General features: G+C 67.1%; 25 protein-coding genes. 15 read left to right on the forward strand and 10 right to left on the reverse strand.

Annotation, left to right across the window (positions count from 1 at the left end):
- Positions 1 to 42: 42 nt before the first annotated feature.
- The 3 genes from ACO07K_RS16580 to ACO07K_RS16590 are packed head-to-tail and all read left to right on the forward strand — an operon-like array spanning position 43 to position 4,298.
- Positions 43 to 1,470, forward strand: a complete 1,428-nt coding sequence (locus ACO07K_RS16580) for a tetratricopeptide repeat protein (protein ID WP_422029684.1) — start codon at positions 43 to 45, stop codon at positions 1,468 to 1,470.
- Positions 1,467 to 2,876 carry an amidase gene (locus ACO07K_RS16585; protein WP_422029686.1) on the forward strand — a complete coding sequence of 470 codons (1,410 nt, stop codon included), beginning with the start codon at positions 1,467 to 1,469 and terminating at the stop codon, positions 2,874 to 2,876. The genes ACO07K_RS16580 and ACO07K_RS16585 overlap by 4 nt, the downstream gene beginning before the upstream one ends.
- Complete coding sequence (locus tag ACO07K_RS16590; RefSeq protein ID WP_422029688.1) at positions 2,877 to 4,298, forward strand: amidase; 1,422 nt, start codon at positions 2,877 to 2,879, stop codon at positions 4,296 to 4,298.
- A 225-nt stretch (positions 4,299 to 4,523) separates the two neighbouring features.
- On the opposite strand, the gene ACO07K_RS16595 is transcribed toward ACO07K_RS16590, so the two are convergent.
- The 3 genes from ACO07K_RS16595 to gluQRS are packed head-to-tail and all read right to left on the reverse strand — an operon-like array spanning position 4,524 to position 6,995.
- On the reverse strand, positions 4,524 to 4,931 hold the full coding sequence (locus ACO07K_RS16595; RefSeq protein ID WP_422029690.1) for a hypothetical protein: 408 nt from the start codon (positions 4,929 to 4,931) through the stop codon (positions 4,524 to 4,526).
- A gap of 32 nt (positions 4,932 to 4,963) precedes the next feature.
- Entirely contained in the window at positions 4,964 to 6,121 is a 1,158-nt protein-coding gene (locus ACO07K_RS16600) for an aromatic ring-hydroxylating oxygenase subunit alpha (RefSeq protein WP_422029692.1), read from the reverse strand.
- A 10-nt stretch (positions 6,122 to 6,131) separates the two neighbouring features.
- Positions 6,132 to 6,995, reverse strand: a complete 864-nt coding sequence (gluQRS, locus tag ACO07K_RS16605) for a tRNA glutamyl-Q(34) synthetase GluQRS (RefSeq protein WP_422029694.1) — start codon at positions 6,993 to 6,995, stop codon at positions 6,132 to 6,134.
- A 48-nt stretch (positions 6,996 to 7,043) separates the two neighbouring features.
- On the opposite strand from gluQRS, the gene ACO07K_RS16610 reads away from it, so the two are divergent.
- From ACO07K_RS16610 to ACO07K_RS16625, 4 genes are all read left to right on the forward strand, one after another.
- Positions 7,044 to 7,745, forward strand: coding sequence for a DNA-3-methyladenine glycosylase family protein (locus tag ACO07K_RS16610; protein ID WP_422029696.1), 702 nt, complete (start codon positions 7,044 to 7,046; stop codon positions 7,743 to 7,745).
- Entirely contained in the window at positions 7,742 to 8,413 is a 672-nt protein-coding gene (locus tag ACO07K_RS16615) for an alpha/beta hydrolase (protein WP_298317330.1), read from the forward strand. Before ACO07K_RS16610 ends, ACO07K_RS16615 begins: the two co-directional genes overlap by 4 nt.
- An 8-nt stretch (positions 8,414 to 8,421) precedes the next feature.
- Positions 8,422 to 9,642 (forward strand): serine hydrolase domain-containing protein, encoded by a 1,221-nt coding sequence (locus tag ACO07K_RS16620; RefSeq protein ID WP_422029698.1) that lies wholly within the window; start codon positions 8,422 to 8,424, stop codon positions 9,640 to 9,642.
- Between the two features lie 151 nt (positions 9,643 to 9,793).
- Complete coding sequence (locus ACO07K_RS16625; protein ID WP_422029700.1) at positions 9,794 to 11,098, forward strand: MFS transporter; 1,305 nt, start codon at positions 9,794 to 9,796, stop codon at positions 11,096 to 11,098.
- Here ACO07K_RS16625 and ACO07K_RS16630 read toward each other — a convergent pair.
- Together ACO07K_RS16630 and ACO07K_RS16635 are read right to left on the reverse strand one after the other, a co-directional pair.
- Positions 11,072 to 11,683: a GNAT family N-acetyltransferase gene (locus ACO07K_RS16630; protein WP_422029702.1), complete on the reverse strand. Its 612-nt coding sequence runs from the start codon at positions 11,681 to 11,683 to the stop codon at positions 11,072 to 11,074. The genes ACO07K_RS16625 and ACO07K_RS16630 overlap by 27 nt on opposite strands.
- A 77-nt stretch (positions 11,684 to 11,760) precedes the next feature.
- Positions 11,761 to 12,474: a hypothetical protein gene (locus ACO07K_RS16635; protein ID WP_422029704.1), complete on the reverse strand. Its 714-nt coding sequence runs from the start codon at positions 12,472 to 12,474 to the stop codon at positions 11,761 to 11,763.
- Positions 12,475 to 12,589: 115 nt separating this feature from the next.
- Between ACO07K_RS16635 and ACO07K_RS16640 the strand changes: the two genes are divergently transcribed.
- From ACO07K_RS16640 to ACO07K_RS16655, 4 genes are all read left to right on the forward strand, one after another.
- Complete coding sequence (locus ACO07K_RS16640; RefSeq protein ID WP_422029706.1) at positions 12,590 to 14,023, forward strand: carotenoid oxygenase family protein; 1,434 nt, start codon at positions 12,590 to 12,592, stop codon at positions 14,021 to 14,023.
- Positions 14,024 to 14,025: 2 nt separating this feature from the next.
- Positions 14,026 to 14,691 carry a glutathione S-transferase family protein gene (locus ACO07K_RS16645; RefSeq protein WP_422029708.1) on the forward strand — a complete coding sequence of 222 codons (666 nt, stop codon included), beginning with the start codon at positions 14,026 to 14,028 and terminating at the stop codon, positions 14,689 to 14,691.
- Positions 14,692 to 14,760: 69 nt separating this feature from the next.
- The gene (locus ACO07K_RS16650; RefSeq protein WP_422029710.1) at positions 14,761 to 15,762 is read left to right on the forward strand and encodes an NAD(P)H-dependent flavin oxidoreductase; all 1,002 of its coding nucleotides are present in this window, start codon (positions 14,761 to 14,763) and stop codon (positions 15,760 to 15,762) included.
- Positions 15,763 to 15,778: 16 nt separating this feature from the next.
- Positions 15,779 to 16,048, forward strand: coding sequence for a hypothetical protein (locus tag ACO07K_RS16655; RefSeq protein ID WP_422029712.1), 270 nt, complete (start codon positions 15,779 to 15,781; stop codon positions 16,046 to 16,048).
- 142 nt (positions 16,049 to 16,190) lie between these two features.
- Here the strand turns inward: ACO07K_RS16655 and ACO07K_RS16660 are convergent, their stop codons facing one another.
- Positions 16,191 to 20,684, reverse strand: a complete 4,494-nt coding sequence (locus ACO07K_RS16660) for an ATP-binding protein (protein ID WP_422029714.1) — start codon at positions 20,682 to 20,684, stop codon at positions 16,191 to 16,193.
- 501 nt (positions 20,685 to 21,185) lie between these two features.
- On the opposite strand from ACO07K_RS16660, the gene ACO07K_RS16665 reads away from it, so the two are divergent.
- Complete coding sequence (locus tag ACO07K_RS16665) at positions 21,186 to 21,434, forward strand: hypothetical protein (protein ID WP_422029716.1); 249 nt, start codon at positions 21,186 to 21,188, stop codon at positions 21,432 to 21,434.
- A 48-nt stretch (positions 21,435 to 21,482) separates the two neighbouring features.
- Here the strand turns inward: ACO07K_RS16665 and ACO07K_RS16670 are convergent, their stop codons facing one another.
- Positions 21,483 to 22,184 carry a VIT1/CCC1 transporter family protein gene (locus tag ACO07K_RS16670; protein ID WP_422029718.1) on the reverse strand — a complete coding sequence of 234 codons (702 nt, stop codon included), beginning with the start codon at positions 22,182 to 22,184 and terminating at the stop codon, positions 21,483 to 21,485.
- 242 nt (positions 22,185 to 22,426) lie between these two features.
- On the opposite strand from ACO07K_RS16670, the gene ACO07K_RS16675 reads away from it, so the two are divergent.
- Genes ACO07K_RS16675 through ACO07K_RS16685 form a run of 3 tightly spaced genes read left to right on the forward strand, consistent with a single transcriptional unit; the run spans position 22,427 to position 24,098 of the window.
- Positions 22,427 to 23,008, forward strand: coding sequence for a YqaA family protein (locus ACO07K_RS16675; protein WP_422029720.1), 582 nt, complete (start codon positions 22,427 to 22,429; stop codon positions 23,006 to 23,008).
- 9 nt (positions 23,009 to 23,017) lie between these two features.
- A complete protein-coding gene (locus ACO07K_RS16680) occupies positions 23,018 to 23,524 on the forward strand; it encodes a disulfide bond formation protein B (RefSeq protein WP_422029722.1) in 507 nt (168 codons plus the stop codon).
- Positions 23,525 to 23,531: 7 nt separating this feature from the next.
- Entirely contained in the window at positions 23,532 to 24,098 is a 567-nt protein-coding gene (locus ACO07K_RS16685) for a demethoxyubiquinone hydroxylase family protein (protein WP_298304642.1), read from the forward strand.
- Positions 24,099 to 24,128: 30 nt separating this feature from the next.
- On the opposite strand, the gene ACO07K_RS16690 is transcribed toward ACO07K_RS16685, so the two are convergent.
- From ACO07K_RS16690 to ACO07K_RS16700, 3 genes are all read right to left on the reverse strand, one after another.
- Positions 24,129 to 24,566, reverse strand: coding sequence for a (2Fe-2S)-binding protein (locus tag ACO07K_RS16690; RefSeq protein WP_422029724.1), 438 nt, complete (start codon positions 24,564 to 24,566; stop codon positions 24,129 to 24,131).
- A 79-nt stretch (positions 24,567 to 24,645) separates the two neighbouring features.
- The gene (locus ACO07K_RS16695) at positions 24,646 to 24,873 is read right to left on the reverse strand and encodes an FAD-dependent oxidoreductase (protein ID WP_422029726.1); all 228 of its coding nucleotides are present in this window, start codon (positions 24,871 to 24,873) and stop codon (positions 24,646 to 24,648) included.
- Positions 24,874 to 25,336: 463 nt separating this feature from the next.
- Positions 25,337 to 25,918 (reverse strand): DUF4142 domain-containing protein, encoded by a 582-nt coding sequence (locus ACO07K_RS16700; protein ID WP_422029728.1) that lies wholly within the window; start codon positions 25,916 to 25,918, stop codon positions 25,337 to 25,339.
- Positions 25,919 to 26,083 lie beyond the last annotated feature (165 nt).

Here is a 26,083-nt window from a genome sequence, read left to right on the forward strand (position 1 = left end):
AGCCCCTCGACCAGTCGCAGTGCGCCATGCGAAGCTTGTCCCGTGCAAATTCGCGAGGACCGGGTGGCGAAGGACAGGCAAGGGCTGGAGCTGGGCAAAGCCGACGAAGGCGCGGTCGCCGCACTCGAATTCGTCAGGCAGGAATGGCTGGGCTTCGGCAAGCGGTTCGCCGACTTCATCGCCGCCGCCGACGCGGAAGAAAAGTGCCCGATGCTGCCGCTGGTCGCGGCGAGCCTCTACCTCTCGATGTATTCGCCGGACGGTCGTGCCGCCGCCATGCGCCACCTCGCCCGCGCGCAGAAGATGACGGCGGGCGCGACCTCTCGCGAATTCGCGTGGCTCGGCGCCATCGAATTCTGGGTGGAAGGCGACACCGACCGCAGCCTGCAACAATTCCGCAGGATCGTAGACGAATGGCCGCGCGACCTGCTGGCCGGCAAGCTGGCGCAGCTGCTGGCTTTTAACCGCGGCGAGGCCGAGACGCTGCTCGACGTCGGCGAGAAGCTCCTTGCCGCCAACCCGGACAACCGCTTCGTCTGGGGCATGTATGCGTTCGGGCTGGAAGAGTGCAATCGCCTCGAGGAGGCCGAGGACGCCGCCCGTAAGGGACTGGCGCTCGACCGCAACGACCCGTGGGCGCACCACGCCATCGCCCATTGCCTCGAAGCGCGCGGCCACATGCTGGAGGGCGTCGCCTTCCTGAATTCCGTGTCCGATACCTGGAGCGACTGCAATTCGTTCATGCAGACGCACAACTGGTGGCACCTCGCTCTGTTCCTGATCGACCTCGACCGCACCGACGAGGCGCTGGCGCTGCATGACGAGCGGGTGTGGGGCGTCTGGAAGGAATTCTGCGAGGACCAGGCCAATGCCGTCTCGCTGCTGGCGCGGCTCGAACTGCGCGGCGTCGATGTCGGCGGGCGATGGACCGATCTCGCCCTCTATCTCAAGCCACGCCTGCACGAGCACCTCTCCGCCTTCCACGATGTCCACTATCTCTACGGGCTGGCGCGCGCCGGCGAGCGCAGCGCCGTCACCGAGATGCTGGCCAGCCTCGAGGATCGCGCCGCGCGCGCCAAGCCGTTCGAGCGCGAGCTTTGGGCCGATTGCACCGTGCCGCTGGCGCACGGCCTGGCCGCCCACGCCGCGGGCGACATGCCGGCGGCGGCGCGCCTGATGGGCCAGGCGATGCCGCACCTGCGCTGCCTGGGCGGATCGATCGCGCAGCGCGCTCTGTTCGGCGCCATCCATCTCGATGCGCTGAGTCGCGCTGGGTGGAACGACGCGGCGCTGGCGATCCTGCAGGCCGACGAACGCGAACGGCCCGGTGTCGCCGCGACCAAGCGCGCGCTGGCCGGGCTCTATCGCAAGGTTGGCCGCACCGAGCAGGCGCTCGCCGCCGAGTACCAGGCCGAGCAGCTCGCCCGCCAGTATCGGGCCGAGGCGACAAGGACGGGAGAAGCGGCATGACCACGGATCTCACACAGGCAAGCGCCGCCCAGCTCGGCAGGCTCTACCGCAAGGGCAAGGCCTCCCCGGTCGAGACGATGAAGGCCGTGCTGGCCCGCGCCGACCGCCTCGCGACGACGATCAATGCGCTCTGCCATGTCGACGAGAAGGCGGCCCTGGCCGCGGCGCGCGCCTCGGAGAAGCGCTGGAAGAACGGCGAGCCGCTGTCTCCGCTCGACGGCGTGCCGGTCTCGATCAAGGAGCTGGTGAGGGTCAAGGGCTGGCCCGCCTCGATGGGCAGCAAGCTCACCGACAAGAGTCCCGTCGATGCCGACGCGCCGGCCGTGGCGCGGCTGCGCGAGGCCGGCGCGATCGTCTTCGCGCAGAGCACCAGTTCGGAATACGGCCACAAGGGCGTGACCGATTCGCCCCTGCACGGCATCACGCGCAATCCCTGGAACACCGCCATGACGCCGGGCGGCTCCTCGGGCGGCGCCGGTGCCGCGGTCGCGGCTGGACTCGGGCCGATCGCCATCGGCACCGACGGCGGCGGCTCGGTCCGTATCCCCGCGAGCTTCAGCGGCCTGATCGGTCTCAAGGCCACCTTCGGCCGCGTGCCGGCCTGGCCGCCGTCGATGACCGGCGACCTTTCGAACACGGGCCCGATGGCCCGCACCGCGCTCGATGCTGCGCTGATGATGAACGTCCTCGCCCGGCCCGATCCGCGCGACGGCTACGCGCTGCCGCCGGACGACACCGACTACACGAAGAAGCTCGCAACCTTGCCGAAGAAGCTGAAGATCGGCTTCGCGCTGCGTTTCGGCGACCACCCGCTGGACATCGAGGTCGCCGCAATGGTGACCAAGGCCGCCCGCGACTTCGAGGCGCTGGGCTGCACGGTCGAGGAGGTCGAAGCACCCTTCTCGTTCGGCGAGGCGAACCGTGCCTTCGTGATCCACTGGCTTTCGGCGCTGCAGCGCCTGCTTCAGGTCTTTCCCGAAGAACGCCACGGCGAGTTCGACCCCAACCTTCTGGCCGGCGCCAAGGCCGGCCTGCGCTACAGCCTGCAGGACGTCGTGAACGCGCAGGTGACGCGGCGCGACCTCACCCTCGCCTGGAACCTGTTCTTTGCGAAATACGACCTGCTGCTCACGCCCACCGTCGGCGTGCAGCCGTTCGAGGCCGGGACCAACCTGCCGCCCGGCCCCGACGGCAAGCCCAACGTCCTGTGGTCGCCCTATACGCCGCAGTTCAACCTGACGCGGCATCCCGCGGCGACGGTACCGTGCGGCCTGTCGCGGCTCGGATTGCCGGTCGGCCTGCAGATCGTGTCCGCCCACTACAACGACGCGCTGGTCCTGCGCGCCGCGGCGGCCTATGCCGACGCCCATCCCCTCTCGTTCCCTGTCCTTCCGGAGACCAAGTAGATGACTGCCGACCTTGCGATGATGCCGGCCCACGAACTGGTGAAACTCTTCAAGAGCCGCAAGGCCTCGCCGGTCGAGGCGACCAAGTCGGCGCTCGCCCGCATCGACGCCTTCAACGGTCAGCTCAACGCCTTCCAGCATCTCGATCCCGATACGGCGATGCGCCAGGCGCGCGCCTCGGAGAAGCGCTGGAAGAAGGGCGGCAAGCGCCTCTCGGACATCGACGGCGTGCCGATCACGATCAAGGACATGGTGTTGACCAAGGGCATGCCCACGCGCATGGGCAGCCTCGCGACCGATCCCGACGGCCCCTTCAACGTCGACGCGCCGGTGGCCCAGCGCCTGCGCGAGGCCGGCACCGTGCTGCTCGGCAAGACGACCTCGCCGGAATATGGCTGGAAGGGCGTGACCGATTCCAAGCTGTTCGGCGCCACCCACAATCCCTGGAAGATCGGCCGCACCTCGGGCGGCTCGTCGGGTGGCGGCACGGCGGCCGAGGCGGTCGGCATGGGCAACCTCGCGATCGGCACCGACGGCGCCGGCTCGGTCCGCATCCCCTGCTCCTTCTGCGGCCTGTTTGGCCTCAAGCCCACCCAGGCGCGCGTGCCGCTGTGGCCGGTCTCGGCGCAGGGCACGCTCTCGCATATCGGCCCGATGACGCGCACGGTGCGCGACGCGGCGATGATGATGAACGTCATCGCCCGCCCCGATCCGCGCGATCCCTACGGCCGCCCCGACGATGCCGAGGACTATCTCAAGGGCCTGGACAAGGGCGTGAAGGGCCTGCGCATCGCCTATTCGCCTCACCTGGGCTTCATCGAGCGCGAGAAGATCGACCGCGACGTGGCGGTGGCGGTCGAGCAGGCGGTCAAGGTGTTCAAGACCCTGGGCGCCAAGATCGTCGAGGATTCGCCCGACTTCATGGGCATGGATCCGCGCAAGGTGCTGAACGCCCACTGGCAGTCGAACGTCGCCGTGCTGCTCAACAATTTCAGCCCGGAGAAGCGCGAGCTGATGGATCCCGGCCTGGTGAAGGCCGCCGAGTATGGCGCCAATCTCGGTCAGGAAGCGGTGGTTACCGCGATCCACCAGCGCCAGACGATCTCGGCGATCATGAACCAGTTCATGGCCAAGTACGACCTGCTGCTGACGCCCACCATGCCGATGACCGCCTTCGCGGTGAACGAGAACGCGGCCTGGGGCGGCGACGGCGTCGACATCGGCTGGACGCCCTTCACGCTGACCTTCAACCTGACACGCCAGCCGGCCGCCACCATCCCCTGCGGCCTCGACCGCGAGGGCATGCCGATCGGCCTGCAGATCGTGAGCGGCCACGCCAAGGACGCCCTCGTCCTGCGCGCCGCCGCCGCCTACGAAAGTGTCCGCCCGATCCCGGCGCCGCCGATGGCGCACCAGATCTGATGGCGCGGGCGCGTCTGATGGCTCTCAGCCACCAGACGCGCCTCTACATCGCTTCTTCTTGGAATCGAACACCGTGTAGCTCTGGATCAACAGGCAGATCGAGGGGGCGGTATTAACCAAAGGTCCTTCGCTGCGCTCAGGATGACAATGTTGTTGTGATTGGCGCAGTGCGTCGATGCAGAAACTGTTGTCATCCTGAGCGCAGCGAAGGACCTTCCTCTTCCTCTACAGTTTCACCGCCACTTTACGGGCAAAGAACGCGGCGAGTACGGCAAATCCCGTGCTCGCAAGCCACAGCCAGTAGCCCTCGCGCAGACCTGTCACCGGGTTGGCCATGCCGGCCTCGTTGGTGATCACGCTGGTCTCGAACATGAACGAGGCCGCGAGGCCCAGCGCGGCGAGTGACAGAATCAGCGCCGGGATACGACGAGCGAGAAGCGCGGCGATCCAGGAGGCCAGCAGCAGCGGATTGGCGAACCAGCTCGCATGACCCAGCGCGCCGTAGAGGAGGATGCTCCAGCCCGTCCAGTCCGAGCAGATGCCGGACACGCAGAAGGCGTCGTGCATCAGACTCTCCGCGAACAGGATGACGCTGAGCACCAGCGCGACGCGGGTCGTGCGGCTGGTGGTCATCTAGAAAGTCCTGTCGCCCTGAGCGGAGAGGATCAAGCCGCGACACCCAGCGCGCTGCGGATCGAGCGGTGGAAGTGGACGAGCGAGGGTTCGTTGCGGCCGTAGATCACCTCTTCCGTCGCGCCCGACTCGAAGCCGATCTGCATGCGTTCGCCCAGCGGGAAATCCTCGTCGAGCACGGTGCGGATGGCGATGTCGCGGTTCTTGGCCCAGTGCTTCTCCGGGCGATCGCTGGCGGCGGGACGGTAGAGCGAGAATTCGACGGAGCAGCGTCCGGGGTCGTTGCGATCGGGGAAGGCGCGCCAGACCTCGATATGATCGACCTGCCAGATGACGATGGTGTTGGGGAAGAGCTGGTAGATCGCGATGATGTGCGGGCTCAGGTTGCGTTCGTCGTCGGGCTGCGCACGCAGCGCCTCGATCGAGGTGCGCGGCACGCACATGCGGCCGTGGCGGCCCGCGCCGTCGAAGGTGCCGCAGTTGCCGATGAAATACGGCGCGATGGTTTTCCGGTGCAGATGCGGGATGTGATAGCCCTCGAGAAACGTATCGACGGCGAACTTCCAGTTGATGCGCGGCGTGATGCGGTCGACCGAATAGAGCGGATAGGCCTCGGGCCGCAGCGCCGCGAAGTCCGGCGCGAAGGAGCCCAGCACGGCATCGACGTCGATCTCCGCACGCTCGCCCTCACCCACCGGCGTGGCGCGGACAAAGATCATGCCGTGCTTCTCCCCGGCCGGGAGCCGCACCAGCCCATGCGCGCCGAGATCGAGGCCGGCGAAACCGGCTTTGTCGGTGACGCCCAGCAGCTTGCCGTGCGTGTCGTAGGTCCAGGCGTGATAGGGGCAGACGAAGGCGCGGGCATTGCCGCAGCCCTCGGCCACCGGCGCGCCGCGATGGCGGCAGATGTTGGCGAAGGCACGCACCTCGCCGTCGGGCCCGCGCACCAGCAGGACCGGCATGCCGGCCACGTCCTCGGTGATGTAGTCGCCGGGCTTGGAGAGGCGCGACGACAGGCCCATGAACAGCGGCTGGCTACGGAACAAGGCGTCACGCTCGCGGGCGGCGCGCTCGCGGCAGGAATAGGCGTCGACACGGTTGCGGAACAGCGCGTCGGCGAGATCGGTGGTGCGGCCGTCGATATGGCCGAGCAGCCGCCTCCCGACGGCCAGTTGTTCTTTCCGGTCCATGCCGGAAGTGTCAGCCCTTCGCGGGGGTCGCGCAACTCCAACCGTCGATCATCTCGAACACCTCCGCCGCACGCTTCCCGCTCTCGCGCAACCTGCGGATCGTGAGGTCGCGGTCGCGCTTGGCGAAGCGGCGGCCGGTGGCATCGGTCAGCAGCGGATGATGCGCATATTGCGGCGCAGCATATCCCAGCAGCTTCTGCAGCAGGGCATGGACATGGGTCGACGGCAGCAGGTCGATGCCGCGCGTCACCAGGGTGACGCCCTGCAGATGGTCGTCGACCGTGACCGACAGATGGTAGCTGGTCGGCGTGTCCTTGCGCGCGATCACGAAGTCGCCCATCAGCCGCGGCTGGCCGTCGATCCGGCCCAGCGTCTCGTCGAAGAAGGAATAGGGCCCCGCCTGCTCCTCTGCGCGGGCGCAATCGAAGCGCATGCAGTGTTCCACGCCGGCGGCGATACGGCGGTGGCGCTCCTCGTTCGACAGGTGCCGGCAGGTGCCGGGATAGAGCGGCCCGTCGGGCCCCATCGCCGTCGGATGCGGCGCACTGGTGGAAGCGGCGATATCGGCGCGGGTGCAGAAGCAGGGATAGACCAGGCCGCGTGCGTCGAGCTGGTCCATCACCCGGCCGTAATCCGCGAAATGGTCGGACTGGCGGCGCACCTCGCCGTCCCAGGCAAGGCCCAGCCACTGCAGGTCCGCCAGCATGGCGGTCTCGTATTCGCGGCGGCAGCGGCGGATGTCGATATCCTCGATGCGCACCAGGAACCTGCCGCCCGCGTCGCGGGCGCGCCGCCAGGCGATGCGGGCCGAATAGGCACTGCCGAGATGAAGTTCGCCCGTCGGACTGGGAGCGAAACGCGTGACGACGGTCATGATCCGACGTTACAGCGCCCCCTCGCCGCGTGCTATGGCGAGAGCACAATGGCCAAAACGGCACCCAAGACAAAACCCAAGACGGCACCCTCTCCGGCCTCCGGCGTCATCCTCGACAAGACGACGCTGAAGCAGGCGCTGGCCGAGCTGGCGGCCGCCGATCCCGACATCGCCCGCGCGCTTGCCGAGGCGGGCCATCCCGAGCTGCGCGACATGCCGACGGGCTTTGGCGGGCTGATGCGCTCGATCGTGGGGCAGCAGGTCTCGGTTCACGCTGCCCGCAGCATCTGGCTGCGTCTGGAGGCAGCCGTTCCTTCAATGGAGCCGGCGGATTTCCTGGCGATGAGCGACGAGCAGCTGCGCGCCGTCGGCCTCTCGGGCGCCAAGATGAAGTACGGCCGCAGCCTCGCCACCGACATCGTCGAGAGCCGGATTTCGTTCGATGCCTTGCACGAGCTGGACGATGCCGCCGCCATCGCCATGCTCACCCAGGCCAAGGGCATCGGCCCGTGGACGGCGGAGATCTACCTGATGTTCGCGCATGGCCGGCCCGACATCATGCCGGGGCTCGATCTCGGCCTCGTCGTGGCGGCCCAGCACCTCAAGAAGCTGCGCACCCGCCCCGACGCAAAGCGGCTTCTCAAAATCGCCGACGCCTGGCGGCCCTGGCGCAGCGCGGCCGCGCTCGTGCTCTGGCACTATCGCCGCAACATGCCGGATTGGGGCGCAAAGGAGAAAAAGGCGACATGACAAAGAAGATCGACGGCCCCAGCCACGGCCCTCATGCCGGCGGCAAGCCCGGCCATCTCGTGATCCTGCTGCACGGCTACGGCGCTGACGGCAACGACCTGATCGGCCTCGCGCCCGTGCTGGCGCCGCTGATGCCCGACGCGGTGTTCCACGCGCCCAACGCGCCCTATCCGTGCGAGGGCAATCCGATGGGCTTCCAGTGGTTCGGCATCTCGCGCCTCGATCCCGAGGTCGCGGCGGCGGGCGTGCGCTCGGCCGCGCCCTTCGCCGAGCAGTTCCTCGACGACACGATGGCCAAGTACGGGCTGGACGAATCGAAGACCGTCCTGATCGGCTTCAGCCAGGGCACCATGATGGCGCTGCATGTCGGCCTGCGCCGCGCCAAGCCGCTGGCCGGCATCGTCGGCTTCTCCGGCATGCTGGCGGCGCCCGAGGCGCTCAAGGCCGAGATCAAGTCGAAGCCGCCGGTCCTGCTGGTCCATGGCGACAGCGACGAGATGCTGCCGGCCGTGCTGACCCAGCGCGCCGCGCAGACGCTGCAGGAGAACGGCGTCGAGGTCGGCGTGCACATCGCCAAGGGCGTCGGCCACGGGATCGACCAGACCGGCCTCTCCCACTGCGCGCGCTTCGTGCTCGACGCCTTCAAGATCGCGGTGCCGAAGCAATGAGCGCGTCCATGACCCAGGGGACCTGCCGACCCGGCTTCGAGCGGGTCGCCGAGGCCTTCGAAAAGAACCTCAAGGAGAAAGGCGAGATCGGCGCCTCGGTCTGCCTGACGGTGGGCGGCGAGACGGTCGTCGACCTGTGGGGCGGCGTCGCCGATGCCAAGACAAGCGCGCCGTGGACGCGCGACACGGTGAGCATCGTCTTCTCCTGCACCAAGGGCGCGACGGCGCTGTGCGCGCATGTGCTGGCGAGCCGCGGTGCGCTCGACCTCGACGCGCCGGTCGCCGAGCTGTGGCCGGAGTTTGCGCAACACGGCAAGGAGCGCGTGACGACGCGCATGATGCTCGACCATTCCTCGGCCGTGCCGGCGGTGCGCGCCAAGGTGAAGGACGACGGGCCCTACGACTGGGCCTACATGACCGACCGGCTGGCGGCCGAGGTCCCGTTCTGGGAGCCCGGCACGCGCAATGGCTATCACGGCTTCACCTTCGGCTGGACCGTGGGCGAGATGGTGCGGCGCGCCTCGGGCAAGTCGCTGGGCACCTTCTTCCGCGAGGAGATCGCCGGGCCGCTGGGCCTCGATTTCTGGATCGGCCTGCCGGAAGAGATCGAGCCGCGGGTCGCGCCGATCGTGGCCCATGTCTACAAGGCCGCCGACGCGGTAACGCCGTTCATGCGCGACCTCGCGACCAACAAGGAATCGGTGGCGGCGCTGTTCTACTTCAACAACGGCGCCTGGCGCTCGGGCGGCGCCAACACGCGCGCCGGCCACGCCGCCGAGATCGGGGCGGCCAACGGCATCACCAACGCGCGCGGCCTGGCCGGCATGTATGCCCCTCTGGCCAATGGCGGCGGCGACCTGGTCGATGCCACGACGCTCGCCCGCATGGGGGAGGTCTCGATGGCGACGCACGACGACGCCACCCTGCGCATCCCGACTCGCTTCGCGCTGGGCTTCATGAAATCGATGGATAACCGCAGGCGCAGCCTCGCCGCCAAACTGTGGGGCGAGGATTGCGACAGCGTGATCCTGAGCAGCGCCGCCTTCGGCCATGTCGGCGCCGGCGGCTCGCTGGGCTTCGCCGATCCGGTCGCGGGCCTGTCGTTCGGCTACACGATGAACCGCATGGGCCCGGGCCTGCTGATGAACGAGCGCGGCCAGGCCCTGGTCGACGCGGCGTATCTGTCGCTCGGATATAAGAACAAGGACGGCGGCGTTTGGGTGAAGTGACGTCCACGACTCCAGCCAATCGCCTCACCCTGAGGAGCGGCCGCAGGCCGCGTCTCGAAGGGTGGGAACCCGCACCACGTCCGTTGCCCATCCTTCGAGACGGCGCTTCGCGCCTCCTCAGGATGAGGATGGTCGGGATTCGTCGCTCGGCATGATCCCCGTCTTCCGTCCGCTCAAGGATCCGGCCGTCGCCACGATCTGGTCCGGCCTCGCCGCCTCGACCATCGGCGAGGATCTGTTCCGCGTGGCCGTCGTGTGGATCGCGGCCGAGCAGATCGGCAATGCCGCGGGCTACGTGAACGCCACGCAGTACGCCGCCATGCTGGTGGTCGGCCTGCTGGGCGCCTCGGCGTTCGACCGCTGGCGGGCCGACCGCGCCATGATCGGCGCCAAGTATGCGAGCGCGGTGCTGGCCATACTGCCGGTGATCGGCTTCTACATCTGGGGCATCTCGATCCCGCTCCTCATCCTCTCCGTCATGGGCCTCGCGGCCATGCGCATGGTGTTCACGCCGGCGCTGCAGTCGGCGGTGCCGGTGCTGGTCACCGACCGCGACGCCATGCAGGCGATCAACGGCCTGTTCGACGCGACGTGGCGGCTCGCCCGGCTGATCGGGCCGATGATGGCGGCGGTCCTGAACACGCTGCTGCCAGTGATCCACTTCCTGTCGATCACGGCCGTGGGCTTCGTGCTGTCGGCGCTGGCGGTCTGGGCGGTACGCGACCGGCTGTACGACGCGGCCTACAAGCCGCGCCCCGGCCGCGGCGGCCTGCGCGGCGCCTGGGACGCCCTGCTCGACGGCGCGCGACTGATGCTGCGCCAACGCACGATGGGCGCGCTGCTGCTGATCAACGCCACCGCCAACGGCCCGTGGAGCGTGGCGCTGCAGCTCTGCATCGCGCTGATGGTGGTCGAGCACGATCCGCACCTGTTTGGCCTGCACGGTCTCGCCTCGCTCGGCATGATCGTCGGCGCCTGCGGTGTCGGCGACGTGGTCGGCAATCTGGTGGCGGGCAGCGTTCGCTTCCGCCGCGTGCTCTCGACCATGTTCCTGGGCTACGTGGCGATGGGCACCGGCTTCGCCCTGATCGCACTGGCCGCCTGGGGCATCGACAACCCCTACAAGCTGCCGGCGATGATGCTGGCGGGGATGGTCGCGGGCTTCGGCGGGCCCTTCTTCTTCATCCCGATGATCACCCGCATGCAGACCGTGTTTCGCGGCGCCGAGATCGCCCGCGTCTTCCGGCTGCGGCTGGCCGTCATGGCGGGCTCGATGCTGCTGTTCAATCTCGCGGCGACGCCGCTGTTCGACCTCATCGGCCCGACCCACACCGAGTTCTATCTCGGCCTGCTCCTGCTGGCCCTCGGCACCGCCGGCTGGTTCCACTACCGCAAGGTCGAGGACCGCGAGGCCGCGGGCGCCGCGACGTCAGTCGAGCAACGGTACGTGCCGTGAGCAGTCGCGCGGCAGGGCGCCGGTGAGACGCGGGTCGGGGAACACCTCGACCTGGAAGGCAAACGGCACGAAGCCGGAGCGCCGGTAGAAAGCCAGCGCCGCGGGATGGTCGAGCGTGCAGGTATGCACCCAGAACCGCCTGATGGGCCGCGACCAGGCCCGCACGATCGCCTCGTTCATCAGCGCGCGGCCCACCCCGGTGCCCACCAAACCCGGCGCCACGCCGAAGAAGGCCAGCTCGCATTCTCCCGGCTGGCTGAAATCCAGTTCGAGGATCCCGGCATCCTGCCCGTCCCGGCGCAGCGCGAAGAACTCCACCTGCGGATTGTCGAGGATCGCCTGCAGCGTCTCGTCCGCCATCACCAGGCGCGAAAACCACAGCCACTCCGTCCCCACCGCGCGATAGAGCCTGCGATAGGCCTCGATCGTGCGCTCCAGCGGCTCGAGCGTGACACCTGCCGGAAACGGCTGCGCCGGCCGCTCGGGCGGACGGCTCAACATCTCGAGGCTGGTCACAACGGCAGCGACGTGCCGCGGCGGAACAGCGGAATATCCGGGCAGCAGGACGAGATTGGCTGGGCTCATGAATGCTTGAATAGTCGATCTTTGCCCGATTGCTTAACAATACTTCTTGCAGGCAGATCGATGTCTCATCCTTGGTATCAGTTTGGCGCAGGAAGAATTGAATCGCACGGGCGGAAAAAATTACGGGCAATCTCGAACAAGGAGTCGATTCGTTCAACATAGTTAATGTCTATGGTGAGACGTCCTTTCGCCTGATCCGAGATGGGATACAGGACATTAATGATCCCGGCTGGGCTCCACTCCAGGCGAACAACCAAGCCGTTAAGCTTGACGAGCGCGAGTCTCGTACGCCGATCGGTCCGAAAATTGTCACGTGCGAGAGCGACGTCTTTAGCAATATCTACGAGACTTGAGAGGTCGGCGTCGGTTACTTCTTCGAGGGATTTGCCGATGGCCCTCTCCACGAGAGTTCCATATTCCCACCCTTTGCTTACTGGAGATACTGCGATCGACATTGAGTCACGCCAATCGGGATTCGGTTTCCCATCCCGATAAGGGCGCTGGTTGAAATTCGTGAGCGTGTCGGGATTGAGCGTGACGCTAGCGCCCAGTGGAATGTCAGTCGTTTTCGGGATGAATACTTCCAGCGACTCGATTCTCGGCGCGCAATAGTCCGTATCGTTCAACTTGAAGCGCCTCAGATTCTCGGGGCGATACATCTGGGGATCGGTGACGGCCAGAAGATCGAGCGGCCCGAGGCCGGGCGCGCCTGGCTGTTTGGGCCTGAATTGGTACCAGGCCAGCAAGGCAGCGCAAACAACCAGCGCGGCTCCCAGAAAGATCGCTTTCACTCGTTAACTCTGCGGCAGACCGCCCAAAAGATCACGCCAAATCTCCCTTGCGGACAACACCGTGTATCGATAACGTTCCCTTAGATACACGGCGTTACCCAGAAGGAGACTTCCCGTGGCCAAGGCATTCCCGACCGACAATCCGTTCCTTCGCGGCTACTACGCGCCGGTCAACACCGAGGCCGATGCCGGGCATCTCCACATCAGCGGCGAGATGCCGAAGGAACTCTGCGGCACGCTCTATCGCAACGGGCCGAACCCGCAGTTCGCGCCGCGCGGGCCCTATCACTGGTTCGGCGGCGACGGCATGATCCACGCCTTCCATATCGAGAACGGCAACGTCTCCTACAAGAACCGCTGGGTGCGCACGCCCAAGTGGAAGATCGAGAACGAGGAGGGCGAGGGCCTCTCCGGCACATTCGGCAATCCGCGCTACACCGACCCGCGCGTCTTCGCGCTGAACTCGACCATCGCAAACACCAACATCGTCTGGCACGGCGGCAAGCTTTTAGCGCTGGAAGAGGCGCACGCGCCCTTCTCGCTCGATCCGGCGAGCCTGATGCCGGTCGGCCCCAAGGACGGCGGCTACGAGACCTTCGGCGACAAGCTCGTTGGGCCGTTCACCGCGCATCCCAAGTTCGATCCCGAGACCGGCGAGATGATCTTCTTCGGCTATTCGGCCACCGGCCGCTTCACCAAGGAAGTCAGCCTCCAGACCGTGACCGCGGACGGCACCGTCACGCGGGCGGAAATCCTCGAGGGGCCCTTCCCGTCGATGATCCACGACTTCGCGGTGACGAAGAACTGGATCGTCGTACCGATCTTCCCGCTCACGTCTTCGATGGAACGCGCCCTGGGCGGGCTGCCGCCGTTCGCCTGGGAGCCGGACAAGGGCACGCACATCGCCTTCATCCCGCGCAAGGGCACGGTGGCCGACGTGAAGTGGGTGACGGCGCCGCCGTCCTATGTGTTCCATCCGATGAACCATTTCGAGACGGCGGACGGAAAGGTCGTGATCGACGTCATGAAGTACGACGTGGCGCCGCTCTTCCCGCTGCCCGACGGCTCGCCCTCGACCAAGGAGCCGCCGGCGGCGCGCCTGTTCCGCTGGACCTTCGACCTCGACGGCCAGGGCAACACCTTCCGCGAGGAGCAGCTCGACGACCGCGCCGGCGAGTTCCCGCGCTTCGACGAGCGCTTCTGCATGAGCGACTACCGCCATGGCTGGATCGTGTCGGGCAACATCGCCCATGCCGGCGTCCGCCGCGGCGAGGGCATCACCCACTACGACCTGAAGAAGGGCAGCAACGCCACCTGGACGGCCGGCGAGGACGACCGGTTCGGTGAGCCGGTGTTCGTGCCGCGCCATGACAAGGCCCCGGAAGGCGACGGCTGGGTGCTGTCGGTGATCTACCGCTCCGGGGAAGGCCGCAGCGACCTCGCGGTCTTCGAGGCGACCGACATTGCCAAAGGCCCGGTGGCGCTCGCCCATCTCAGCAGCCGGGTGCCGGCGGGCTTCCACGGCAACTGGCGCCCCGGTACGCTGTGACGATGATCACCGTCCATCACCTGAACAATTCCCGCTCGCAGCGCATCCTCTGGATGCTCGAGGAGCTCGGCCTGCCCTACGAGGTGAAGCGCTACAAGCGCAAACCCTCGATGCAGGCGCCCGACGAGCTGCGCAACGTGCATCCGTTGGGCAAGTCGCCGGTGATCACCGACGGCGACAAGGTATTGGCCGAGTCGGGGGCCATCCTCGAATACCTGTCGGAGGCCTATGGCGGCGGCCGGTTCACGCCGGCCCCCGGCACGCCGGAGCGGCTGAACTACACCTATTTCATGCACTACGCGGAGGGCTCGCTGATGCCGCTGCTGTTCATGAAGCTGGTGTTCGGGATGCTGCCCGCGCGCGTGCCCTTCCTGATGCGGCCGGTGGCGCGCGCGATTGCGGGCGGCGCCGACAAGACGCTGCTGATGCCGCAGATCGGCAATCACTTCATGTTTCTCGAAGGCGAGCTGATGCGCCGCGAGTGGTTCGCCGGCCCGGACTTCACCGCGGCCGACATCCAGATGAGCTTCCCGCTGGAGGCCGCCACGGCGCGCTCGCCGATGATCAACAAGATGCCCAAGCTCAAGGGCTTCCTCGACCGGATCCATGCCCGCCCCGCCTACAAGCGGGCGCTGGAAAAAGGCGGCGCCTACGAGCTGGCGAAGTAGCGAAAAAGACCATGGCCGTGCTAGGCCCATAACCGACACGACGAAAAGACGAATCCAAGGAGCGAAACGATGGCCCTTCCCGCCCTGCTGCGCGACAACCTCTCGATCCCGGTGGTCGGCGCACCGCTGTTCATCGTGTCCAACCCCGACCTCGTCATCGAGCAGTGCAAGGCCGGCGTGGTCGGCTCCTTCCCCGCCCTGAACGCACGGCCGAAGGAGATGCTCGAGGAGTGGCTGAAGCGCATCACCGGCGAGCTGGCTGAATACAAGGCCAAGCATCCCGATAAGAAAGTCGCGCCCTTCGCGGTCAACCAGATCGTGCACGCGTCGAACGACCGCCTGCAGCACGACATCGACATGTGCGAGAAGTACAAGGTTCCGATCCAGATCACCTCGCTGCGCGCGCCCGACGACGTGGTCGTCTCGGCGCACCGCTACGGCTGCCTGGTGTTCCATGACGTGACCAACGTGACCCATGCCAAGCGCGCGCTGAAGGCCGGCGTCGACGGACTCATCCTGGTCTGCGCCGGCGCCGGCGGCCATGCCGGCCGCCTCTCGCCCTTTGCGCTGGTGCCGGAAGTCCGCCAGTTCTACGACGGCACGATCCTGCTCTCGGGCTCGATCTCCAACGGCGCCTCGGTGCTGGCCGCGCAGGCGCTGGGCGCCGACCTCGCCTATCTCGGCACGCGCTTCACCGCGAGCAAGGAAGGCAACGCCACCGACGCCAACAAGCAGTGCATCATCGAGTCGACCGGCGAGGAGATCGTCTACACCAACCTCTTCACCGGCGTGCACGGCAACTACATGAAGCGCAGCATCGCGGCCGCCGGCCTCGATCCCGACGCGCTGCCGGAAGCCGACAAGAGCAAGATGAACTTCGGTTCGGGCGGCAACATGAAGGTCAAGGCGTGGCGCGACATCTGGGGCGCCGGACAGGGCGTCGGCCAGATCCACGACGCCCCGCCGGCCGCCGAGATCGTGGCCCGCCTCAAGGCCGAGTACGACGCCGCGCGTGCGGCGCTGTTCGCCGGCGAGACGGTGCCGACGCGCCTTCAGCAGGCCGCCGAGTAGGCCGGCCGGCGCCCGGATGAGCGCGCGCCTCTTCCGCTTCGCCCTCCTGGCGCTGCTCGCCGCGCCCGGCGCCGCCGCGGCGCAGTCCGGCATCGACGGCCGCCTGAACGACCTGCAGCGCTCGATCTCCTCGATCGCGAGCCAGGTCGAGCAGCTCAAGGTCCAGGACCGCCAGCTCGAGCAGCAGCTCACGAGGATGCAGACGAGCTTCGAGCAACGCATCGAGCGGCTGGAGAAAGCCCCGGCCGCCAAGCCCACGCCGAGGACGGGCCGCTCCAGGCACTAACCGCCATCGACGGCGGGGTCCCGGCGGATAAACGAAACAACCGAAGCGGGAGTCGCACCCCCGAAAGCAGGCGAGGACGCAACAATGTTGCTCGCTGATGCTTCCATCAACGCTGTCTGACGGCCCGCTGACGCGGAAGGCGTCAGTTCATGTCGAGGACGTCTCGGATGCGGGCGGCGAGCTGCTCGAAGGTGAAGGGCTTGGTGATGAGCTGGACGCCGGCGTCGAGGCGACCCTGGTGCACGATGGCGTTGCGCGAATAGCCGGTCGTGAACAGGATCTTCAGACCCGGCCGCAGTTCGGAGGCCATGTCGGCCAGGACACGACCGCTCTTGCCCGGGAGCACCACGTCGGTGAACAGCAGGTCGATGCGAGTCGGACCACGCAGGATCGCGAGGGCCGATTCCGCTTCGGAGGATTCGAGGACGTGATAGCCGAGCTCCTTCAGCACCATCGAACTGTAGGTGCGCACATCCTCGTTGTCCTCGACGACCAGAACGACTTCGCCGTCACTGCTCGTCGGCACGGCCAGAGCATTGCCTTCGTCGGCCTGCGCCGTCGCCCCGAAGAATCTCGGGAAGTACATCTTGACCGTCGTGCCCTGCCCTTCCTCGCTGTAGATCGTGACGTGTCCGCCCGACTGCTTCACGAAGCCGTACACCATGCTGAGGCCGAGGCCCGTTCCGCGGCCTACTTCCTTGGTGGTGAAGAACGGTTCGAAGACGCGCATCAGCGTTTCCGGCGACATGCCGTGGCCTGAATCGCTGACGCAGATGGCGACGTACTGGCCGGGCTTCACTTCCGAATCGACGGCTGCATAGGATTCGTCGAGCGCGGTGTTCACCGTCTCGATGGTGAGCTTGCCGCCCGTGGGCATGGCGTCTCGGGCATTCACCGCAAGATTGAGCAGCGCACTTTCGAGCTGGTTCTGGTCGACCTCGATCGGCCACAGGCGCGGCGCCAGCACCCCTTCGAGCTCGATCTGCTCACCCAGCGTCCGGTGCAGCAGCTCGGTCATGTCGCGGACCAGCACGTTGAGGTCGACCGGCTTGGGCGCCAGGGGTTGCCGGCGCGAGAAGGCCAGCAGCCGCGCCGTCAGGCTGGCCGCGCGCTGGGCTCCCTGCAGGGCGATGTCGACCGCGCGCTGGATACGCGCCGTGTCGGCCGGCTTGGCGCGCCGCACCGTCTCGAGGCCGCCGATGATCACGGTCAGCAGATTGTTGAAGTCGTGCGCGACGCCGCCGGTGAGCTGGCCGACGGCTTCCATCTTCTGCGCCTGGCGCAGCGCCGCCTCGGCCTTGCTGCGTTCCTCGACCTCGCTGGCGACACGCTGCTCGAGCGTCTCGTTCAGCGTCTTGAGCAGGGCCTCCGTCCTGCGCCGCTGCTCCAGCTCGCGCGCGTTCTCCTGGAACAGCCTGGCATTGTCCATGGCGACGGCGGCCTGACTGGCGAGGCCCACCACGCGGTCCTTCGCCAGTTCACCGAACACAGCGGCACTGGAATGGCCGAGAAGCAGCCCGCCCAGCACCTCCCCGGTGCGCAGCCGTACCGGCACCGCGAGGTAGCTGCGTACCGGCAGGTGTCCCGGCGGCATCCCGAGATAGGGCGCCGAGCGGCCGAAGCGCGGATCCTGGGTGATGTCGTCCGAGAGCACGATCCCGGTGCCGCTGAAGGTCGGCTCGAAGATCGCGGTGTTGCGCGGCATCGGGAACTTTGCGAAGGCCTCGCGCGACGCGCCGGACAGCGAATAGAGCATATAGCTCTCACCCGCATCGTCGACGACGTTGTAGAAGAACGCACCGAACTGCGCGCCCGTCACGGCCACGCAGGCGTCCATGATCGTCTGGACGAGGCGTTCGTGATCGAGATCGCCCGAGACGGCGGCCGAGGCCCGGCTGATCACTTCCAGGGCGGCCCGACTCTCGCGGATCTCGTTCTCCGCCGCCTTGGCCTCGGTGATATCGATGACAACGCCCACCATACGCTTTGCGCCATCGCTCCCCATCTCGATGCGCCCACGGGCCACCACGACGTGGGCGGTGCCCGAGCCGACGACGCGATACTCCTCCTGGTAGGCTTCGCTCGTCGCGATCGAACGGGCGATGGCCTTCGTCACCCGATCGCGATCCTCCGGTGCGATGCCGGCGATGAAGTCGCCGAGGGGCAACCCCTTCTCGGCGTCCTTCTGGGCGATGCCGAAAACCTCCGCGAGCGGCCCCGAGATCGCCAGCTTGTCGCTGTCGACCGTCCACTCGAAGACGGCTACGCGTCCTGTCGACAAGGCCAGCGCGAGGCGATCCTTCGTCATCAGGAAGCGCTGCTCGCTCTCGAAGATCGCACGGCTCGCCTCGCGGCGAAGCTCCGCCATCTGGATGTTGGCGTTGACCCGCGCCAGCAGCTCGCGCGCGGCGAACGGCTTCACCAGATAGTCGTCGGCGCCGGCTTCGAGACCCTCGACCTTCGCTTCCTCGCCGGCCCGCGCCGATAGAAGCACGATCGGGATGCTGGCCGTCGCCGGGTCCACGCGAAGCGCGCGCAGGACGCCGAAGCCATCGAGACCGGGCATCATCACATCGGTCAGGACGAGGTCGGGCGCTTCGCGCCGCACCGCTGCCACGGCGGCCTCTCCATCGGCCACCGGCTCGACCTGATAGCCCTGGGCGATCAGCAGCCGGCTGACATAGGAGCGCATGTCGGCATTGTCGTCGGCAAGCACGATGCGTTTGCCCGTGCCGACCGGAACGATGCCCGACATCGAGGAGGAAAGATCGCCCGTGGCGTCCGACTGGCGCGCATCCGGCAGCCAGCCCATCGCCTCCTCGACATATTCCTGGGCACGCACCACGTCGGTCGACAGGTCGACTTCGTCGACGACCTGCGAGGCCGGAAGATGCGCATGGCCGAACGGCAAAGTGATCGCGAAGGCCGTGCCTTGGCCGACGGCGCTGTCGACGCGGATCTCTCCGCCATGCAGCCGGATCAGCTCCTGCACCAGCGCCAAACCGATGCCGCTGCCCTCGAAGCTGCGGCTCTTCGCGCCCTGCACGCGATGGAAGCGTTCGAACAGGCGCGGCAACTCGGCTTGGGCAATGCCGATGCCGGAGTCGCGAACCTCGATGGTCGCGCCCCTGCCGTCGGCACTCGCGGCGACCGATACCCGGATCTCGCCCGCGAAGGTGAACTTGAAGGCGTTGGAAAGAAGGTTCAGCAGGACCTTTTCCCACATCTCGCGATCGACATAGACGGGCTGTGGAAGCGTCTCGCACTCGATGACCAGCCTGAGGTCGGCCTTCTCGATCGTCGGGCGGAAGCTAGAGGCGATGCCGGTGGTGAAGCGGGCGAGGTCGGTCGGTCTGTAGGCGGCCTGCATGCGGCCCGCTTCGATGCGCGAGAAGTCGAGCAGCGAGTTGACGAGGCGCAGCAACCTGTTGCCGTTGCGATGGGCCAGCGCCACATGCCGGCTCGCCTCCTCGGCGGAAAGCCCGCCGGCCAGCACTTCCTCGAGCGGCCCCAGCATCAGCGTGAGCGGGGTGCGGAATTCGTGGCTCACGTTGGAGAAGAAGGTGGTCTTGGCACGGTCGAGTTCGGCCAGCGCCTCGACCCTTCGACGCTCCTCCTGGTAGGCGTCGGCGCTGGCGATGCCCGTTGCGATCTGTCCCGCGATCAAGGTCACGAATTCCGCGTAGACGTCATCGAACAGCCGGTACGGGCTGAGGCCGACCACGAGAACGCCGGCACGCCCGGTCTCGCGGGACGCCGGTACGGCCACCACCGCCGCCCACTGGGTCGGCCGGTCCCAGGCCCTGCCCGGCACGGTGGCGCCGAATGTCCGAGCCAGATCGACCAGGCGCGGCGGCTCCTCCTTCGTCAGTCCCTCGATCGGCCACGACGAAGACCCGTTCGCGGGATGCAGGGTTTCGGGGGCAGCGGGATGGCCGGGCGGCAGACCGTGGCGCGCGGCCAGCACGGCCTCCTCGCTGCCGGGCTGCACGACATAGAGAAGCGCGAAGGTGACGTCGCGCGGATTGATCGAGAGCGCCGCGACGCTCTGGCGGCTGGCATCCTCCCAGGTCCGTGCATCGACGGTCCGTGCGGCGAGTTCCCGAAGCGTGGCCACCTGCCGGTCGCCGATCACCCGAGCGGTATCGGCGGTGTTGGCGCAGATGATGCCGCCGGGCTTGCCGTCATCGTCAGGAATCGGACTGTAGGAAAAGGTGTAGTAGGTCTCTTCCGGATAGCCGTTGCGCTCCATCAGCAGGAGCTGCTCCTCGACATAGATGCCCTCGATGCCGCCCATCGCGGTGTCGAGCAGCGGACCGATGTCGGTCCAGATTTCGCTCCAGACCTCCTTCGTCGGCTTGCCCACGGCTTCGGGATGCTTGCCGCCGATGATCGACTTGTAGGCGTCGTTGTAGAGATAGATCAGCTCGGGTCCCCAGCCGATCCAGATGGGCTGCCGTGACGTCAGCATGATTCGGACGGCCGTCTTGAGACTCTGCGGCCAAGCGGCCGGCGGTCCCAAGGGATTTTTTCGCCAGTCATACTCCCGGATCAGGGCCCCCAACTCTCCGCCACCGGCAAGAAAGAGCAGGGAGGAATCGTCGGATGTCGTCAGGCGATCGTCGATATCCGGCATGGGCCTTCGGTGTGCTGAATGCGGGGGTGCGAGAGCGGCGGGATAATGCGGTTTGCTGCAAGAAATGTGAAGCCGCTGCACAACACGGTTCCGGGAAGGCGGCTGCCCGGACAGCGGACCTGCGGCCCGCCCACCCACGGATGGTGAGTCTGCGATCTCGAGGCACACCGCCCCTGGAAATCGTCCTCGATCTCCCTCGCGCCGGCAACGAAGCGGGCCCCGGGGCAGTTGTCTCGCCATGGTCGACAAACCCAAGCCGCCTTCGGCATCCCCTCCTTCCCCGCCACCCGCGTCCAACCTGTCGCCCGAGCGCGACTACGAACGCCTGAACCCGGGCGCCGGCGGACCGCCCGGCCAACAACAAGAGCGCGGTGTGAAACAAAATCCCCACACGACGCGCGACGACGGTGGCGCGGCTATCCCGGGCAGCCAGAACGAGGACGTCAAAGGGAAGCCGCCCAAAGGGCCACGGGGAGCAAGCACCTGAAGGGAGCAACATCGATGAACGACGCCCAGCTGAGCCATGAACTCGAGATCGCCGCCCGGCAGGCCCTGGAAGCCCGTGCCCGGGTCGTAGAGCTGCCGCCCCAGTCCGCAGCCTACCAGTCCGCGGTGATCGACTATCTTCAAGCGACGGTAATGCACCTCTCCATCGTATCCGTCGCGCAGGCGCGGCAGCACGAGTGGCTGGTGGCGGAAGTCGAGGATCTCCGGGAAGCGCTGGAAACAAGCCAGCGCGCGCTCCATTAGCGGACACCACCTCGAAACAATCGAGTCCCGCCACGCACTTGCCAGCGCTCAGACGACCGTCCCGAACAGGCGGCCGATGCCGGCGGTGAGCGCCATGGCGAGCGCACCCCAGAAGGTGACACGAACCGTGGCGCGCCAGACGTCGGCGCCGCCCGCGCGCGCGCCGATGGCGCCGAGAAGGGCGAGGAAGACCAGCGAGGCTGCGCTCACCGCGACCACCAGCCACGCCGCGGGCGCCACCACGACCATGAGCAGCGGCATGGCCGCGCCCACGGAAAACGTCGCGGCCGAGGTGAAGGCAGCCTGGAGCGGGCGGGCCGTGGTGGCGGCGGAAATCCCGAGTTCGTCTTGGGCGTGGGCGGCAAGGGCGCCTTTTGCCATCAACTGCTCGGCCACCTGCCGTGCCAGGACCGGTTCGACCCCGCGCCGGACGTAGATGTCGGTCAGCTCGTCGCGTTCAGAGCCGGGATTGGCGGCAAGCTCCGCGCTCTCACGCGCCAGGTCGGCGTGCTCGGTGTCGGCCTGCGAGCTCACCGAGACATATTCGCCGGCGGCCATCGACATGGCGCCGGCGACCAGAGCCGCCACGCCGGCGATCAGCACGTCGCCCGGCGCGGCGGCGGCCGCCGCCACGCCCACGATCAGGCTCGCCGTGGAAACGATGCCGTCATTGGCACCCAGCACGGCGGCGCGCAGCCAGCCGATTCGTTGAACGAGATGGTTCTCCCGGTGCAGGCGCAGTCTGGTCATGCGCCGGACTGTCCACTGCTCACAGACTTCCCGTCAACGTGAGCACCATGACGATGATCAGTCAGCACCATGACGATGATCAGGATGACTCCAGAAGCGGCATCGCCTCCGAGCATGCCAGGTCCAGGAACCAGACCGGGACGGAACGTCTCGAGGCACTGGAGGTGGCGCCGGCCATGGCCGCAGACAGCCACGGGAAAGGTCCCTCGCTTCGCCCGTAGCGACACGCTAAGAGCGGTCGCATGATCCGCCGCCTGTACGATTGGGTGATCCGCCTCGCCCAGCACAAGAACGCCATCCCGGCGATGGGAGTGGTCTCCTTCATGGAGAGTTCGTTCTTCCCCATCCCGCCGGACGTCATGCTGGTACCGATGATCCTGGCCAACCGGGAAAAGGCGTTCCGGATCGCCTTGGTCTGCACGGTCTGCTCTGTGCTGGGCGGACTGTTCGGCTATGCGATCGGCTACTTCTTCTTCGAAACCCTAGGCGCCTGGGTAGTGAAGACATACGGGCTACAGGCGGGCCTCGCGACTTTTCGTGCAGGGTTCGAGCAATACGGGACCTGGATCATCCTCATCAAGGGCCTGACGCCGATCCCCTACAAGCTGGTGACCATCGCCTCCGGCGCGGCGCATTTCGACCTGTTCACGTTCGTGTGGGCGTCCATCGTGACGCGTGGCCTGCGCTTCTTCCTCGTGGCAGCCTTGCTCTGGAAGTTCGGGGAGCCGATCCGGGCCTTCATCGAGAAGCGCCTGACTTTGCTCACCTGGATTTTCCTGTTCGCCCTGATCGGCGGCTTCGTCGCCGTTCGTTTTCTCTTCTAGGACTTCTCCATGGCTGCCGTGCAGCGCCTTCCCCTCCCCAGCCAGCTCGGCCTCGTCGCCCTCCTCGGCAGCGGCCTGATGCTGGGGGCCGCCCTCTTCTTCCAGTACGTGATGGGCTTCCCGCCGTGCGAGATGTGCCATTGGCAGCGCTGGCCGCATATCGTCGCCATGGTGGCTGGCCTCGCGGCCTTCGCCTCGTCGGGCCAGCCGCGCCTCGCCACCTGGTTCATGGTAATCGCCATCGCTGCCATCGCGGTGACGTCGGCGATCGGGATCTTCCATGCCGGCGTCGAATACCGCTGGTGGGCAGGCCCGCAATCCTGCACCGGCACCATACCGACCGGCCTGTCGCCGGAAGAGCTGAAGAAGCACCTGTTCGGTGCCAAGATGGTTCGCTGCGACGCGATCGTGTGGTCGCTGTTCGGTATCTCGATGGCCGGCTGGAATGCCATTCTGTCCGCCATCCTGGCCGTCGGCCTGGCCTCCGGCCTGTCGCGCACGACGAGGACACGCTGAGGTTCCCATGATGAAGACCGGCGACAACCGCAACCCCGGCGATCCCGAGCCCCGCGAGGTGGTCGAACGCACGATCCGCGTCGATCAGGCCGGCGAGTTCGGCGCCGTGCGCATCTATGAAGGCCAACTGGCGGCGCTGCGCTGGACCGGCCGTTCCAACAGCGAGACCGGCCGCCGCATCCAGCACATGGCGGCCCAGGAACGCGAACACAACAAGGTGTTCGATCGGCTGCTGGTCCAGCGCCGCGTGCGGCCAACCGTGCTGTCGCCTCTGTGGAACGTCGCGGGCTTCGCCCTGGGCGCCGCCACCGCCCTGATGGGCGACAAGGCGGCGATGGCCTGCACCGTCGCCGTCGAGGAGACGATCGAGGAGCACTACGCCCACCAGGCCGCCAGACTCGGCGACGACGAGGCGGATCTGCGCACGACGGTCGAGAAGTTCCGCGCCGAGGAGATCGAGCATCGCGACACGGCGCTGGCCGCCGGCGCCGAACAGGCGCCCGCCTACGAGGCGCTGTCGGCGGTGATCAAGACCGGCTCCCGACTCGCGATCTGGCTGTCGACGCGGATCTAGCGGAAGAGCGCATCCACCGGGCCGCTCCCGTCATCGACCGTCGTCGGTGACGGTCGTCAGAGGCTTGATCGCCGGCCCGTTCAGCACCGATCCGTCCGGCGCGAAGTGCGAGCCGTGGCAGGGGCAGTCCCAGCATTGCTCCGTTCCGTTCCAGTGCACGATGCATCCCAGATGCGTGCAGCTCGCCGAAACCCGGTGCAGCGTCCCCTCCCGGTCGCGCGCCACGGCAATCTTCTTCAGGCCCGAGCGCAGGATGCCGCCTTCTCCGGGTTTCAGATCCTCTGCCGAGTCGAGCTCGCCGCCGGTGAGATACTCCGCGAAATTCTTCACCGCGATCATGTTTTCTTTGAGGTAATTGGCAGCGCCGGCGACGGGTATACGACCCGGATCGTAGACCTCTGCCCACGGAGTCTCTTCGCCGAGGATCAGCTTGCGCAACAGGAGGCCGGCGAGTGCGCCCTGCGTCATGCCCTGACCCGAATCGCCCGTGGTGATCCAGATATGCTTGTCGCCGGGGTTCAGGCCGATGAAGCCTTCGTCCGTCCTGTCATGCCGCGCCCAGAGGCCCCCGATCGACCAGGACGATCGACCGGCCGGCCTCCGCCAGTTCGAAGGCTATGGACAGGCCGGCAATACCGCCGCCGATCACCACCACATCGCAGCGCTGGTCGTCTTCGAGCGGCGGTGCGGAGATCGGCCAGCGGCGCGCCTCCCTGGCATCCTTGAGCCACAGTGACTCGGTGCGCTCGGCGGCTGCATTCTGGCTGACGGGCATTGTATGGCTCCCTTCACGAATTCCGCGGGAACGGACGTGACAGAGGATCGTTGCGCGGCTGACGACGAGGCTTCGGGTAGCCATGCTCCACTTCCCCTTCGCGGATTTCGCCGATGCACGTTGGGGTTCCTGCACCAGAACTGCCTTCTGTATTTCGTCATCCCGACTTGGATGTGCGGCGGGCCTGGCAGATTGGGCCTTCAACGCGCATCTGCCAGATAGCCCACCAGCGGTACGAAGGAATTGCTGCTTCAAATCGCGCAGCAGAGTGAAGTGGGCGTACCGCTGCTGACCGTCCGCGAAGAGCGCGGCAGCGGCCCCTCATGCACGGCTTCGAGAGAGTCCCCGGGGCCTCCTGCAAGGCGCCGGCACAATAGACGACCGCATCAACCCAGGTCGGGGCGCCAGTCATCTGTGGTGCGCTGCCTCGCGGTCGCGCCGACGACGAGAACCCGCATCGGAGTCACTTCATCGAGTTGAGCATGTCGAGATGCTTCTTCACGACGGGCAGCGTCTTGGTAGCCCACACCCGAAGCGAGTTCTTGGCACCGGTGCGCTGATACGTTTCCAGCAGAGTCACCGCCTGCTGATGAGCCTGCATCTGGTCGGCCCGATAGGCCCGATCGAATTCCGCGGGGTCCTTCCGACTTTCGAGCGCGGAGATCTTGGTCGCGTGGCTCTGGTCGAGCCCGGGCTCGGTCGGCATCGCGACAGCAGCCTCCTTCGCGGCAGCCTCGAGCTCCTGAAGAGCCGCCTTGTGGTCCGTCAGCATCATGCGCGCGAACTGCTTGAGTTTGGCGTCGCCTGCCTGGGCGAGCGCCAGTTCGGCTGCCTGGATCTCGAAGCGGTTGGCGACCGCTGCAGCGGCGACAAAATCCTGGTCGGAAAGGGACGCGGCATTGACGCCGGCCGGGGTTCCCGCGGGCGCCTGCTGCATCGGGTTTGACTGGTTGGTACCCTGCCCCCCCGTCGTCTGTGACTGGGCAGGCAGCGAGGCCATCATCAGAAGGAGGCCGGCTGCGGCGATGCCAAGCTCGATTCTCATTGCGCTTCTCCATGTCCAGCGAGGAGGTAATCGGTCGCCGGGAACGTGCTTGCGCAGCCGTGGTTGCCTTCGATGGAGCGGCCCGTGCCGGATGCCTCGATCCAGCATGAAGTGTGAGGGCGAGCGAAATGCGGCGGGGTGAGCAATGCCTCACACGAGAGTCGT

Source organism: Reyranella sp. (assembly GCF_965228225.1).
GTDB lineage: Bacteria > Pseudomonadota > Alphaproteobacteria > Reyranellales > Reyranellaceae > Reyranella.

Coding starts and splice junctions, on each gene's coding strand:
- ACO07K_RS16585 (WP_422029686.1), top strand. CDS start 1,467: ATGACCACGGATCTCACACAGGCAAGCGCCGCCCAGCTCGGCAGGCTC.
- ACO07K_RS16590 (WP_422029688.1), top strand. CDS start 2,877: ATGACTGCCGACCTTGCGATGATGCCGGCCCACGAACTGGTGAAACTC.
- ACO07K_RS16595 (WP_422029690.1), bottom strand. CDS start 4,931: ATGACCACCAGCCGCACGACCCGCGTCGCGCTGGTGCTCAGCGTCATC.
- ACO07K_RS16600 (WP_422029692.1), bottom strand. CDS start 6,121: ATGGACCGGAAAGAACAACTGGCCGTCGGGAGGCGGCTGCTCGGCCAT.
- gluQRS (WP_422029694.1), bottom strand. CDS start 6,995: ATGACCGTCGTCACGCGTTTCGCTCCCAGTCCGACGGGCGAACTTCAT.
- ACO07K_RS16610 (WP_422029696.1), top strand. CDS start 7,044: ATGGCCAAAACGGCACCCAAGACAAAACCCAAGACGGCACCCTCTCCG.
- ACO07K_RS16615 (WP_298317330.1), top strand. CDS start 7,742: ATGACAAAGAAGATCGACGGCCCCAGCCACGGCCCTCATGCCGGCGGC.
- ACO07K_RS16620 (WP_422029698.1), top strand. CDS start 8,422: ATGACCCAGGGGACCTGCCGACCCGGCTTCGAGCGGGTCGCCGAGGCC.
- ACO07K_RS16625 (WP_422029700.1), top strand. CDS start 9,794: ATGATCCCCGTCTTCCGTCCGCTCAAGGATCCGGCCGTCGCCACGATC.
- ACO07K_RS16630 (WP_422029702.1), bottom strand. CDS start 11,683: ATGAGCCCAGCCAATCTCGTCCTGCTGCCCGGATATTCCGCTGTTCCG.
- ACO07K_RS16645 (WP_422029708.1), top strand. CDS start 14,026: ATGATCACCGTCCATCACCTGAACAATTCCCGCTCGCAGCGCATCCTC.
- ACO07K_RS16650 (WP_422029710.1), top strand. CDS start 14,761: ATGGCCCTTCCCGCCCTGCTGCGCGACAACCTCTCGATCCCGGTGGTC.
- ACO07K_RS16655 (WP_422029712.1), top strand. CDS start 15,779: ATGAGCGCGCGCCTCTTCCGCTTCGCCCTCCTGGCGCTGCTCGCCGCG.
- ACO07K_RS16660 (WP_422029714.1), bottom strand. CDS start 20,684: ATGCCGGATATCGACGATCGCCTGACGACATCCGACGATTCCTCCCTG.
- ACO07K_RS16665 (WP_422029716.1), top strand. CDS start 21,186: ATGAACGACGCCCAGCTGAGCCATGAACTCGAGATCGCCGCCCGGCAG.
- ACO07K_RS16670 (WP_422029718.1), bottom strand. CDS start 22,184: ATGACCAGACTGCGCCTGCACCGGGAGAACCATCTCGTTCAACGAATC.
- ACO07K_RS16675 (WP_422029720.1), top strand. CDS start 22,427: ATGATCCGCCGCCTGTACGATTGGGTGATCCGCCTCGCCCAGCACAAG.
- ACO07K_RS16680 (WP_422029722.1), top strand. CDS start 23,018: ATGGCTGCCGTGCAGCGCCTTCCCCTCCCCAGCCAGCTCGGCCTCGTC.
- ACO07K_RS16685 (WP_298304642.1), top strand. CDS start 23,532: ATGATGAAGACCGGCGACAACCGCAACCCCGGCGATCCCGAGCCCCGC.
- ACO07K_RS16690 (WP_422029724.1), bottom strand. CDS start 24,566: ATGACGCAGGGCGCACTCGCCGGCCTCCTGTTGCGCAAGCTGATCCTC.
- ACO07K_RS16695 (WP_422029726.1), bottom strand. CDS start 24,873: ATGCCCGTCAGCCAGAATGCAGCCGCCGAGCGCACCGAGTCACTGTGG.
- ACO07K_RS16700 (WP_422029728.1), bottom strand. CDS start 25,918: ATGAGAATCGAGCTTGGCATCGCCGCAGCCGGCCTCCTTCTGATGATG.